Source organism: Fredinandcohnia onubensis, from assembly GCF_002734215.1.
GTDB lineage: Bacteria > Bacillota > Bacilli > Bacillales > Bacillaceae_L > Ferdinandcohnia > Ferdinandcohnia onubensis.
This window is the reverse complement of record NZ_NSEB01000004.1, coordinates 1-13009: the sequence shown is the minus strand read 5'-3', so window position 1 is coordinate 13009 and position 13009 is coordinate 1. Positions and strand designations below refer to the sequence as shown.

Here is a 13009-nt window from a genome sequence, read left to right as displayed (position 1 = left end):
GTAGGACGTCATTCGTATAAATGCGTTAACAATAAAACACAATTGAACTAGCTATTAGTTTTTCAATCCATTGAACTTTTTCAACTGATAACTACTACTCACCAACACTATTAGCAGAAATATGTCTCCTTCTAGTTGTGTCTAACTTCATCATAAGCCATGGACTTAAACATCCTCCAAATAGCAGTAACTTTCTATAAATTGATATTTCTCCACTAAATGTGAATTTTAAAGAATTATGTCTTATATATGATTTCCACCTTTTATAATCCTTCAAATACTCTTTTTCTAAGCGATTAGACTTAATTTTCACTAATGCGCCTAAACTAAAAAGACATAAATGTAAGTTAAGCATTGTATTGACTTTCGGGCTGTTTATTATAAGTTGCTTCCTAATGTTTTCTAGTGCTTTCTCACCATTATATAATTTATTAATATCGAATTTTGTTGTTGCGGAAGCTTCATTGTTTCGTCTGTAATAGTAAACTTTGCGATTTCCAACACCAACAGATTTAGATATTTGTGAAACTGTGGTAATAAAAGTAAGTCCTTCTCCATAAAACAAATTAGTCGAAAACCATATATTGTTGTTTACTATTAAACTTCGTTTAAAAATTTTATTCCAACATCCCACAATAACATCTGGAGATATAAGTAGTGCTGTTGCATCTTCTGGTCGTAATTGCTCTATATATTCACTTTCAGTTTGCTTTTCACCACTCTTGGTATAGCAACATTTTGAAAGACAAAATTCTGAGCCTGTACTTTCAATTAAACCGAGCATGTACTCAACATAATCCTGTGCAATAAAATCATCTCCATCCACAAAAACCAGATAATCTCCCGTCGATATTTCAATTCCAGTATTTCTTGCAGCACTAACCCCAGCATTTTTTTTGTGTATAACACGAACTCTGCTGTCTTGTTTCGTAACATTATCTATAAATTGTCTTGTATTGTCTGTTGATCCATCATCCACAACAATTACTTCAATATTTGTATAGGTTTGCTCTAAAATTGATGAAAGACACTTTTCTATATACTTCTCCACATTATAGGCTGGAACGATTATCGAAACCAGACACTTTGAAGTTTCATTATTAAGATTACCTATCATTTTTTACCCTCCATCTACTGTAGCGCATTTACAAGGTACTCCACAGATTTCTTCCTTTCATTCTCAAGGACAACTTTACTTTTACTGTAATCAATCGGTGCATCTAATAACTCCATGATAGGATTAAACCTCTCTTCTAATGACACCAATTTCAGGAATGAAGCCAATCGAGATGATTGTTTTCCAGCAGAGCCATATTGTCTTTCAAATGTGTAAAAAGGCACTTCATAATTAACTGCAAATGCAGTCCCGTGAAATGAATCCGTACAAACGTAAGATGCATTTTTAACATACTGGACAAACTCAACAGGTCCGGCATCTGGTGCAATATCAAACCAATCTGTTACTTCTCTTTGATAAGGAAGCGCTATTACCTTCAGTTTATTTTTTTGAGCTAATTTCTTGATATACTCTTTTGCGTAATCAGATGGTTCATTCAAAAAGTATGCCAATATATACTTTTTACTGTCTGACAAATCTTCTTGTAATTCTAAATATTTATCCCACTTTGATCCATCTAGTAACAGTGTAGGATCAATCAAATGAGCAGCATCCTTATTAGTCAATTCCTTAATTATAGAAACACCAGATTCTTCCCGCACTGAAAGATTCGGGATATCCTTAATGTATTTTGTTATAATATTCTTATTGTAATCGGCAACTTTATCTCTTCCAAAACTAGGAGCAAAAGCAATTCTTTTCTCTTTAGGTGCAAATCTTAAGTAATACTGTGGATCTACATATAATGCTTCTGCATTCCAAATTTGATCACTCCCGCACAAAAACGCCTTAAAATCATCACTCTTTGCAAGACGCTTTAATTGATTCCATGTACAGTGAAATGGTTGGATTTGCTTCTGTCTAAAAATGTTGAATAATTCCTTTGAATGTTCAGAATAGGGTTTACTCATATTATCACTATAAACATTAATTCTCTTTTTAATATTATGCGGTTGTCTCAAAAGCCTAATGGCAATAACAGCGACTTTCTTTAGTCTTACATCCCTACCTTTGATAAGACTGCCTTTTAATGAAATATTGATTCCCTGGTACCCCAGTTCATTCAAAACCACCTTACTTGCATATGCCTGCAATGCCGATCCATAATTAAACCCAGTGTGTACAGTAGATATTCCAACTTTTTTCATAACCTTCTCCTCTTGACAATCAATTCGTTAAAAAAATTTTTTTAGATTCAAATAGCTGATTATAACCCTCTTTTTTTCATCTCAGCTCGATAGGATGGACTCGCCTGTATGCAAAATCACATTATTGAAAATAAGAGATTTTTGCCTATGTCTTTATAGACTTTCACATCAAATCCATCCAGTACTCCATTTGCATCAATTACCAATTACCGTCAGATAACTTTTCGAAATCACAGTATCTGTCCCGGCCGAAAAATGAATTAGGTAATTCTTTACAATTTAACAAGATATAAAAATTTAATGTTTTGTATATAGGAATGTTTAGTTGCTAAGTGTAATAATAGCGTGTTTTGCTACTTCCTATTTATAAATAGATTAATAAAATTTGTAGGTGAAGATATTAAAGAAAGACATGAGTTTTTAATCATAGAAAAATACTTTTTCTTTCGAAGCTCTGCATATGCTATAACAGCATAGTGTCTCATTTTTACATATCTTTGTTCTTTTTGTGTTAATTTATTGAAATATTTCTTTTTATATTCATATAGTTCATTCTCGCCTTTTATTTTTCCATCTCCACTAGATAACCCGTCTGTTTCACTGTGAACATAAGCTTTAACCTCACATCCAGGCAAATAACTAAAAATCCCTTTCCCTGCTATTGCCTTCTGCATTAAATAGAACTCATCTCCAACATTAATTGGAGAAAATAGCCCAATATCTATCAAATATTTCTTTTTAAACATCATGACATCTGTCCCTGTCATATGAAACATTAGATGATATTTCATCAAACTTTCTGATGAAAAATCTTTAATGTAGTCTCTAACACGTTTTTCAATTAACTTATCTTTTTCATCATAGAGCCATAAGTCTGTAAGTGAAAAATCTGAACCTTCTTTAATCATATACTCAACTTGTTTCTTAACTTTGTCGGGTAGATAAATATCATCATCATCTAAAAAAGTAATATAATCGCCCGTAGCTACCTTAATTCCAATATTTCTAGTCTCTGCAGATCCTTTATTACTCTTGTTTTGCACATAAAAAATTTCAACATTGTCTGAGCCCTTCATGTTGTTAACAATCTTTTCAACTTTAGTATTCCATTCAGCATCAGCATTGTCATCAACTACAATAACTTCACAATTAGAATACGTCTGTATAATTAAAGATTGTAAAGCTTTTTCCAATGCTTCTTTTCGTCTATATGTTGCTACTATAATTGATACCTTAGGGGAATCATGCGTTGACATATCTTTCTCAATATGAATCATAGTTGTGTTGTTCATTTTGAAATCCCCCCTATTGTTTCAATGACTCTGTATCAGCTTTTTTCGTTCCAGTCCCACCTTCAACAACACCCTCACTCTTAATAACACTAATTATGGTTCCAAAGAAACATTTAACATCCATCCAAAGACTAATCCTCTCAACATACTCCCCATCCAACTTAGCCTTAACAGCAATAGGAAGTTCATCTCTACCATTTATCTGAGCCCAACCAGTCAACCCAGGTGGAACATCATTGGCACCATACTTTTCCCTTTCAGTAATCAAATCATACTGATTCCACAGTGCTGGTCTAGGTCCGATAATACTCATCTGCCCAACAAAGATATTCCATATTTGCGGCAGCTCATCAAGTGACGTCTTTCTCAAAAACATTCCCATTTTAGTAATATACTGTTCCGGACTTTCTAACAAATGAGTTGGAGTATCCTTAGGGGTATCAATTCTCATAGTACGGAACTTTAAGATATTAAAATAAGTTTTATTGATTCCAACACGCTTTTGTTTAAAAAGCACTGGTCCTCTTGAGTCTATTTTTATAGCAATAATAAGAATTGCAAAAATTGGGGATAAAACAATAAGTCCGACTATGGAAAGAATAATATCTATCAATCTTTTTACTTTCAAATACATTACTTACACCTCAATTTCATAACTAGTTACTTTTTTTTGTTTTTCATCAGCATAAATCATTCCGGCATTTATCTTTTTAAGTCTTTCTATCTTACTGTTCGCTTTAATTATTGCCCCTGTATTAATGTGAGAATACTCTCCAACAATGCTATCATGATCTACCATTGCACCTATACTAACAATACAGCCCATCTCTATTACTACTTTGGTATTAAGAACTGCTTTAGCACATATTATGGAGCCAATTGCAATACTAACTGAAGGACTTACATAAGCTGTTGGATCCACCAAAATTGGAATCTGAAATCCCGCTTCCATCAACTCTTCCAGCCACTTCATCCTTATTTCATTGCTCCCAATTGCAACAAAAGCATATGTGTAGCTGTTAACAAACTTTTTATAATCTTTACACTTTCCTATCGCTAAATCAGATCTGTCATCTAAGAAATCAATTTTCGGGAATTTCCCCATTGCAATGGCAGTTTCTTTAACTACTCCTCCATGACCACCAGCAGCCAGTATAAGTAAGTTTCCGCTCAAAAAAATCAGCTCCATCTTTACTTCTTTAGTAACTTAGTATTTAATTAGAATTAAACAACTTTCAAACCAACTACTAAACCACTAAATCTTATCTACTACTGATAGCCACCTCGTAATATCTATTCAATCTATCAAGCAAATACGAAATAGATATTCACTGTTAAATTACTCTCAACCGGGTTTCTTCCTATTGTATATACCATTCAATCAATCTATAATTCTCACTAAAAACGCCTCAAGCCCTTATCCCGCAAGGTTTCTAGCACTCAATCTAACTACGATACTCAGTTCCGCAACTCCATTCAATAATTCCCCATTATTCGAAGGCATACAAAGCCCGTCAAATCAACGTTTTCAAATTCAGTTTTAGCGTCTTATCTTTACCGAATCGTCAAAAGACAAGTATGAGATATAGATAAATACCTGTATATAGTGGCAGTTATTTATCTAACTTCCATATATAGCGTGTAGATACTTAAATCGTTAAAACTTATCTCCTACATATACTCACGTCTCAATTTCCATTCAAACATCACCATTCAATATACATTTAATCACTTTTAAAACTCGATTAATTAAGATTGAATAGTAATAACTTCACTTTTTCACAACCCTTAATTACATCTAAAATGCACCTTGAACCGTTGATATATCTAGCTTTCTATAAGGTTATCTTTATATGATTCTCAGCTCCCAACCACCATTCAATCAGTCTAATTAATCCCAGCTCGAAGAGCTGAAGAATACTCACAAATAGGGAACCTCTTCCTCCACATCATCACTATTCCCTTCACCATGCACACTACACTCAACTTCCCCATTTACATATCGAAATTCACCATAATCTGGACATTTATCATTACCAAATTCAAGCAACAATTGATCAAACGACGCATCTGTATTATCTATACCTTTCAAACTCAGCTCTATTACTATCACAAACTTCCTCTTTAACATTTTCAATAATCTTCATAACACTCAGCACTGCGATCGCCGCCAAAATTCCTAAAAAAACAACAACAGCAAGGACCTCAATCAAAGTAATTCCCTTTGATCCAACTCTATTAACAAATAATCTATTATTAATCATTCAACAACACCTCCAAGATCACATAAAAGAAACCCTACTCAAATTCTGTAAACTCAAAGGTGTTCATTATACATTCACAATTAAATAATATCCAGGGCATCTAACCCAACCTCACACTATACTACCGACACCCCAGTGTCTAAGGTTAACAACCCACAGCATAGCCGAGTGTCTTCATTGATAAAGGTAAGAAGACATCACCCAAAAAAATATACTACACTCTTCGAAAGAGGAGCAGCTATCAACATAACATACTAAGTCCACTAACTAAAGTAGCCTAATAAAAACTATAATATAAAAACGATGTTTTTTAACTACCAAACTATTACCAATTTTACATTTCTATGCCTTTAATCCAACTCTACTACTCTCCACAACACCCGCTAAATACTCCAACAAATCCTCACGCAAACCCTCATTCTTCAACGCAAACTCAACCTGAGTCTTAATAAACCCAAACTTCTCACCAACATCATAACGTTTTCCTTCAAAATCGTATGCAAAAACTCGTTCGATTTCATTCAAATGCTGAATCGCATCTGTCAACTGAATTTCTCCACCAGCACCCGTTTCCTGTTTATCTAAAAACATAAATATCTCTGGAGTCAGGATATACCTTCCCATTATCGCTAGGTTTGATGGTGCTGTACCAGGTGCAGGCTTCTCCACAAAATTCGTAACTTGATACCTTCTTCCAACCTGAACAGCAGGATCCACAATTCCATAACGATGTGTCTCCTCATCAGGAACAGATTGAACTCAAATGACAGAAGAATACGTCTTTTCATACTCATCCATCAACTGACGTAAACAAGGTTTTTCAGCTTGGACAATATCATCCCCAAGTAGCACTGCAAATGGCTCATCTCCAATAAATTTACGCGCACTCCACACAGCGTGTCCTAAGCCTTTTGGCTCCTTTTGACGAATATAGTGGATATCTACCCTAGAAGATTTTTGAACTTCTTCTAGAAGCTCTAGTTTTCCTTTTTCTAATAAATTCTGTTCTAATTCGTATGAGTTATCAAAATGATCCTCAATTGCACGTTTAGTTTTACCAGTAACAATAATAATATCCTCAATTCCAGATTCGACTGCTTCTTCGACAATATATTGAATTGTCGGTTTATCAACGATTGGCAGCATTTCCTTTGGCATTGCTTTTGTCGCAGGTAAGAATCTTGTTCCAAGTCCTGCCGCAGGAATAATCTCCTTTCTTACTTTCATTTTAAATAACTCCCTATTAATTACTATTTATTCTTAATTCATAACTGATACTAGCTTTTCTTTCTTCGGCTCCACTCGATTGTTTGCTAAATCTATTAATTTCTTGCTTAACACTTCGGTTTCAAGTTCTAAACCATGAGCGAGAATTTCTTTAACCTCATCTGTATAAAGGTTATACGTCTTCCCAATATAAATCTTAGGATAGATTTGCCCCTTATCCAGATGAATCTCATCCTCATTCAACAACTCTTCAAACATCTTCTCCCCAGGACGAAGTCCTGAAAAGCGTATCTCAATCTCATCTAATGTATAACCCGAAAGAGTTATTAAGTTTTTCGCCAAATCTACTATCTTAACCGGCTCACCCATATCAAGCACAAAAATTTCTCCACCGCGTGCCAATGCACCCGCCTGAAGCACTAATCTTGAGGCTTCTGGGATCGTCATAAAATATCGCGTCATTTCAGGATGAGTAACCGTCACAGGTCCACCCGCCTGAATCTGCTTTTTAAATAACGGAATTACGGATCCTCGACTACCAAGTACATTCCCAAATCGTACCGCTGCAAACTTTGTTTTACTTGTTAACGCAAGATTTTGAATAACCAACTCAGCCATGCGCTTCGTCGCACCCATCACATTTGTCGGGTTTACCGCTTTATCAGTTGAAACAAGGACAAAGTTCTTGACTCCAAACGCATCACAAGCTTCTGCTACATTCCTAGTTCCAAACACATTGTTCTTCACAGCCTCTTTTGGATTGTACTCCATTAAAGGAACATGCTTATGTGCGGCCGCATGGTATACTACATCTGGGGAATGTTTTTCAATAACTTCAAACATTCTTGCACGATCCTGTACATCTCCGATCACAGGAATAATTTCAAACTGTGTTCCATACTTATTTCGTAGTTCCATATCAATTAAATAAATACTGTTTTCCCCATGACCTACTAGCACAAGTTTTTTGGGGTTAAACTTACTAACCTGTCGACAAATTTCAGAACCGATTGAACCACCAGCACCTGTTACAAGAATCGTTTTACCTGTTAACTTTTCCGAAATACTTTCGGTGTCTAATTGTACGGGTTCTCTTCCTAATAGGTCTTCTACCTGAACATCACGGAAGCTATTTACAGTTACCTTACCAAGCATGACATCTTCAATTAACGGCATAATTTGTGTTTTTGCACTTGTTTTACTACATTCCTGGAAGATTTCATTTAATTCCTTTTTACTTAAAGATGGAATTGCAATAATGATATTTTCAATATCTTTCATTTTTACGATTTCTTCTATTGAACTTACCCCACCGAGAACTGGCACATTATAGATTTGTAGATTTTGTTTTTTAACATCGTCATCTACAAACGCAACAGGTTTAAGATCAAGATCATGATTTTGTTGTAGCTGCCTTGCTAGCATCGTCCCGGCAGCACCGGCACCAACGATCAACGTTCTCTTTTTTACTATTGTATCCTTAATAAAGGAATCTCGGAAAATTCTCCAAGAAAACCGTGACCCTCCAATAAAGAGAATATGCATCATCCATGTAAGCATTAATACTCTTACATACACATTTCCAATCACAAGATATTGGACAACCGCAAGAGTAATAATAGAAAATGTAATTGCCTTAGCAAGGCTGATTAACTCTCCTATACTTGCATACTCCCATGCTCTTTTATATAAGCGATATATATAAGCAAATACATGATGACCCGCTAATAGAGTAATAGAGCTTATTAGCAATGCGCGCGATGTAAAAATATTAAAATAAGGATGAAGAAAATAATAACTAATATAGATAGCCGTTAATACAATCATAGAATCGATTAAAACTAGCGACCCTACTCTATTTCGATAGGACAAGGTCTTACTCCCCCTTTAAACGCCTCTATGTATACTATTTATAGAAGCAAAGAATTCTTTTTCTTTCTATATAAATTGCTTTTAGAATATCCCAAACAATTTCTTTTTCTTAATCTTTTCCGGCGTTTCCTTTATAACTGCTTTTCCTTCAAGAAGTAACTCTGCATTTTCCTTGAAGTAATATTCTACTTCTATTCCAAACTCTTTAACCAACTCACGATAGGCTTCTCTCATTCTGAATGGACGACTTGATAGATTATGAGCATCAGAAGCGACAAAATGAGTTAAGTTTGATTCAACTAATTGCATCGTGAATTTCTTTATCTTTTTACCGAAATGTCCAGTCACACTTGAAGACGTTATTTGCGTGCATGCTCCATTTTTCACGAACTTATACAACATGTCAGGATTTTCGATAATTTCGCTATTTCGCTCAGGATGAACGATTACTGGAGTTAATCCCTTTAACTGAATATCAAATAATAACTGTTCGGAATAACGTGGAACATGTCCAGTTGGAAATTCAATAAATAAGTATTTTCCGCCATCATTCAGCGTTAACACTTCTCCACTCTCATATTCTTCTATCATCTCTCCATAGATCCTAGGTTCTTGTCCGGGTAATATCGTTAGGGGAATCTTATGTTGAGATAAAGCTGTATTAAGCACCTCAACCTGCTGTAGAATTTTCTCTTTTGGGTTATTATAATCTCTATTTTTATGATGGGGAGTTGCAATAATTTTCGTAATTCCTTCAGAAACAGCTAACTTTGCCATTTCAATGCTTTCATCTAGGTCTTTTGCACCATCATCAAGGCATGGCAAGATGTGGCTGTGTATATCTATCATTGTTATCCCCCTTTAACTTGTACAATTTTTCGACAAATTATTCTACCAAAATGCTTACAATCGTAATAGTAGCATATAATATATAGCAATTGAATAGGGGATTTTGTCGAATAGTGACGAAATCCCCTTTAAATTTTGGAAATAAACTCAGTTAGTTCCATAGTAATAATAATGCTGACTTTCTTTTTGGCTTTTATTGTTAAGAACAACACCTAATAATCTCGCCTGGGCATTTACAAGTAGTTCTTTCGCCTTGATAGCAGCTTCATTTTCTGTTTTTCCACTACTCACTACCATGACAACCCCATCACATTTATTTGCAAGGATCTGTGCATCTGTCACAACAAGTACTGGTGGTGTATCAAAAATAATAACATCAAAGCCTTCTTGTGCGTTTTTCATAAATTCATTCATTGACTTTGAACCAAGAAGCTCAGCTGGATTAGGCGGAACTGGTCCACTCGTCAATAAATAAAGATTCTCTTGATCAGTTGCTTGTACGGCATCTATAAGTGAAGCTTGTTTTGTTAAGACATTTGTTAGTCCAACATGATTTTCTGTTCTAAATGAATAATGTGCTGTTGGCTTACGTAGATCAGCATCCACTAATAGTACTTTTTTGCCTTGCTGAGCAAACACAACCGCAATATTATTCGTCGTTGTTGATTTTCCTTCACCAGGACCAGAGGAAGTAACCATCAACGTACGTAATTCTTCATCCACGGTGGAGAATTGAATATTGGTGCGAATCGTTCTATATTGTTCTGAAATCGGTGATTTCGGGTTAAGCATCGTAATTAAGCTTCGGTTTTTATTTGAAAATTGTTTACGCACTGATTTTTTACGAGCCAACGGATTCACTCCTTACTCTACTAAAGCTTTTCTGGCTAGGAATATTTGCAGTTTCAGCTTCCATATCAATTGTTGTAATTGCACCTAACACTGGTAATTCTAATAACTTTTCAATATCTTGTTCATTTTTTATAGTGTTATCTAAATATTCAAGCAAGAACGCTAATCCTACTCCAAGCATTAATCCGACAACTAGTCCAATTGCCATATTTAGAACTGGCTGTGGTTTCACAGGTGATTGATTTTCAGCAACTACAGCAGGCGAAAGGACCTGTACGTTATCAACATTCATAATAGTTACAATTTCTTTTTGAAATACCGAAGCAACTGTATTGGCAATATCGGCAGCCATTCTTGGATCTGTATCCTGAACTGTTATATTTACTACTTGTGAATTCTGTTCATTGGCTACTGAGATTTGACTATTAATAGCTCCAGTTGATCTATCCAAATTTAATTCTTCTTTCACAACATCTAGGATTGCTGGAGTTTTAATAATGATACTATAGGTATTAATTAATTGTAAGTTTGTTTGAATTTCCCCAGTATTTATTGTTTGTTGTTCATTTTTCGATTGATTTACAATAATTTGAGAAGTTGAACTATAAACTGGTGTTAAAAAGAAGAAACTTATGACACCTACTGTTGCTACTACAACGACTGTTAATAGTATTATTAATGAAAGACGTTTGCGTATCGTCTGGAATAACTCTTTTAAACTAATTGTCTCTTCCATACTGACCTCCGAAACTAGTAATTTTTTAAAACACTAAATGTAATTATATACCCGGTTTTTACAAATTTCTACAAAAACCACAAAAAAGTTAATGCCACATTGTTCCTATCTAGTCCTTTTGACCCAACTCTATTTTTATCATATATAATTATTGTCGAAAAAAACATGGATAATGATGACAAATTATAACCATCTTCATTCTTCATTTTTGTTATGATATTGAACACAAATAGAAGAGGAAAGGGTGGTTATATGTACTTTGAAAACTTGCTTGATGTATTATTAGGACCTCGGGAGATTCTTCATGATATGGAGTGTTCCGTTTGTGGATATGAAGAAGTATATTATATAAACCCTATAAGCAGGAAACAAATTGGTAGAGCTTGTAAGGGCTGCAACTTTGTTCAAACTTTTAATGATTAAAGTTATTTTGTTCCTATTTAAACATCTGATTTAATTAAGCATAAGTTCCTTACGTTTTTTTATACACGTAAGGAACTTTATATTATTATTGAACATAACCAATAATCTATTCTCTTTATGATAAATTTTACATTAAATGAGCATACTAAAATTGAAAAAAATCATCGATCTTCAAGTTCCCCAATACCAAGGTTTCATTTCCCCAAAAATTCACAACATATTTTATATTACTGTATTCCTAGAAAAAAGTCATCAATTTACTTAATTCTGCGAAAGTTTTACATTTTTCTACAAAACATACCACTATTATAAGAAAAAATGGAAATTTTGTTGTAATTATGTAGGATAAAGGGTTATTCTTTATATATACAATTCGGACTAATAGGAGATAGGTAGATTTATGAATAGATTTAGAAAAACTCTTATATACATAGCATTTATCAGCTTATTAATGTTTATTTTCCCTCCTAATACAGTGCTTGGTTTCACAGATGCTCAACATTCAATTAATATAGTAAACGAGTCGGAGAATGAAGGAACAGAACCAACTCCACCATCAACCAATCCTGTGGAAGAAACGCCCAAACCAGAGGAACCTAAAGAGGAAGAACCTGCTCCAGAACCTACTCAACCACCAGAGAATCCAGGAACTGGGGGAACACCAGGCCAAAGTGAGCAGCCTAAACCACAAGAGCCAAAACCAACACAACCAAAACCTGACCCGAAGCCTAACCAGGAAAATCCGGTAAAACCTAAGCCCTCAAAGCCGACACCTAACCAAAACTCAGGAGGTTCGAAGCCAACACCAACTGGTACAAATAAACCGGCGGTTCCATCGGGTAATACATACTCTCAACCGGCTAGAAGTAGTTCAACTAACAGCTCAAACATATCAACCAATGAGGTTGTCGATGAGGAGAAAGAAGAAGCCGCTGACCAAGAGACAGAAAATACGGATTTGGAAACTGCAGAAGAGGTTGAAGTAGAAGAGACTACTGAAGATGAGGAGTCTTTAGAAGAGAATAAAGAAGAAGAAAAGGTTGAAAAAACCGTAAAAACAGAAATAGCTTCTGAAACAGATAAGAATGGGGCATCCACTTCATTCATGGTTGGGATGATCATTTTCTCAATCTTTATTTTAGTCGTAGTAGGTGGAGCTATTTATTGGATCGTTTCAAAAAGGAAAAATAGATATTAATGAATCGAGTAGGGGGAGGTGACTAACCTCC

At 34.7% G+C, this 13009-nt stretch carries 12 protein-coding genes and 1 pseudogene; 1 reads left to right on the top strand and 12 read right to left on the bottom strand.

From position 1 onward, the window contains the following. Nucleotides 1-94: 94 nt before the first annotated feature. The 12 genes and pseudogenes from CKK03_RS03180 to CKK03_RS03130 form a co-directional block, all read right to left on the bottom strand. Nucleotides 95-1117, bottom strand: coding sequence for a glycosyltransferase family 2 protein (locus CKK03_RS03180; protein ID WP_099361189.1), 1023 nt, complete (start codon nucleotides 1115-1117; stop codon nucleotides 95-97). A 14-nt stretch (nucleotides 1118-1131) separates the two neighbouring features. After that, a complete protein-coding gene (locus CKK03_RS03175) occupies nucleotides 1132-2265 on the bottom strand; it encodes a polysaccharide pyruvyl transferase family protein (RefSeq protein WP_099361188.1) in 1134 nt (377 codons plus the stop codon). Between the two features lie 353 nt (nucleotides 2266-2618). Continuing rightward, complete coding sequence (locus CKK03_RS03170; protein WP_099361187.1) at nucleotides 2619-3557, bottom strand: glycosyltransferase family 2 protein; 939 nt, start codon at nucleotides 3555-3557, stop codon at nucleotides 2619-2621. Between the two features lie 13 nt (nucleotides 3558-3570). Continuing rightward, entirely contained in the window at nucleotides 3571-4191 is a 621-nt protein-coding gene (locus CKK03_RS03165; protein WP_099361186.1) for a sugar transferase, read from the bottom strand. Nucleotides 4192-4194: 3 nt separating this feature from the next. Next, nucleotides 4195-4731, bottom strand: coding sequence for a PglD-related sugar-binding protein (locus tag CKK03_RS03160; protein ID WP_142353997.1), 537 nt, complete (start codon nucleotides 4729-4731; stop codon nucleotides 4195-4197). 747 nt (nucleotides 4732-5478) lie between these two features. After that, the gene (locus tag CKK03_RS23475) at nucleotides 5479-5670 is read right to left on the bottom strand and encodes a hypothetical protein (protein WP_142353996.1); all 192 of its coding nucleotides are present in this window, start codon (nucleotides 5668-5670) and stop codon (nucleotides 5479-5481) included. Further along, nucleotides 5633-5821, bottom strand: coding sequence for a type IV pilin protein (locus tag CKK03_RS03155; protein ID WP_099361184.1), 189 nt, complete (start codon nucleotides 5819-5821; stop codon nucleotides 5633-5635). The genes CKK03_RS23475 and CKK03_RS03155 overlap by 38 nt, the downstream gene beginning before the upstream one ends. A gap of 342 nt (nucleotides 5822-6163) precedes the next feature. Then, nucleotides 6164-7048 (bottom strand): annotated as a pseudogene (gene galU, locus CKK03_RS03150) (UTP--glucose-1-phosphate uridylyltransferase GalU). A 33-nt stretch (nucleotides 7049-7081) separates the two neighbouring features. Further along, nucleotides 7082-8920, bottom strand: coding sequence for a polysaccharide biosynthesis protein (locus CKK03_RS03145; RefSeq protein WP_099361183.1), 1839 nt, complete (start codon nucleotides 8918-8920; stop codon nucleotides 7082-7084). A gap of 81 nt (nucleotides 8921-9001) precedes the next feature. Then, nucleotides 9002-9769, bottom strand: a complete 768-nt coding sequence (locus CKK03_RS03140) for a tyrosine-protein phosphatase (RefSeq protein ID WP_099361182.1) — start codon at nucleotides 9767-9769, stop codon at nucleotides 9002-9004. 147 nt (nucleotides 9770-9916) lie between these two features. Then, a complete protein-coding gene (locus tag CKK03_RS03135; protein WP_099361181.1) occupies nucleotides 9917-10621 on the bottom strand; it encodes a CpsD/CapB family tyrosine-protein kinase in 705 nt (234 codons plus the stop codon). Beyond that, nucleotides 10611-11357, bottom strand: coding sequence for a YveK family protein (locus CKK03_RS03130; RefSeq protein WP_099361180.1), 747 nt, complete (start codon nucleotides 11355-11357; stop codon nucleotides 10611-10613). The genes CKK03_RS03135 and CKK03_RS03130 overlap by 11 nt, the downstream gene beginning before the upstream one ends. Nucleotides 11358-12180: 823 nt before the next feature. Here CKK03_RS03130 and CKK03_RS03120 point away from each other — a divergent pair. After that, nucleotides 12181-12978 carry a DUF4366 domain-containing protein gene (locus CKK03_RS03120; RefSeq protein WP_099361178.1) on the top strand — a complete coding sequence of 266 codons (798 nt, stop codon included), beginning with the start codon at nucleotides 12181-12183 and terminating at the stop codon, nucleotides 12976-12978. Nucleotides 12979-13009 lie beyond the last annotated feature (31 nt).

Coding starts and splice junctions, on each gene's coding strand:
- CKK03_RS03180 (WP_099361189.1), bottom strand. CDS start 1,117: ATGATAGGTAATCTTAATAATGAAACTTCAAAGTGTCTGGTTTCGATA.
- CKK03_RS03175 (WP_099361188.1), bottom strand. CDS start 2,265: ATGAAAAAAGTTGGAATATCTACTGTACACACTGGGTTTAATTATGGA.
- CKK03_RS03170 (WP_099361187.1), bottom strand. CDS start 3,557: ATGAACAACACAACTATGATTCATATTGAGAAAGATATGTCAACGCAT.
- CKK03_RS03165 (WP_099361186.1), bottom strand. CDS start 4,191: ATGTATTTGAAAGTAAAAAGATTGATAGATATTATTCTTTCCATAGTC.
- CKK03_RS03155 (WP_099361184.1), bottom strand. CDS start 5,821: ATGATTAATAATAGATTATTTGTTAATAGAGTTGGATCAAAGGGAATT.
- CKK03_RS03140 (WP_099361182.1), bottom strand. CDS start 9,769: ATGATAGATATACACAGCCACATCTTGCCATGCCTTGATGATGGTGCA.
- CKK03_RS03130 (WP_099361180.1), bottom strand. CDS start 11,357: ATGGAAGAGACAATTAGTTTAAAAGAGTTATTCCAGACGATACGCAAA.
- CKK03_RS03120 (WP_099361178.1), top strand. CDS start 12,181: ATGAATAGATTTAGAAAAACTCTTATATACATAGCATTTATCAGCTTA.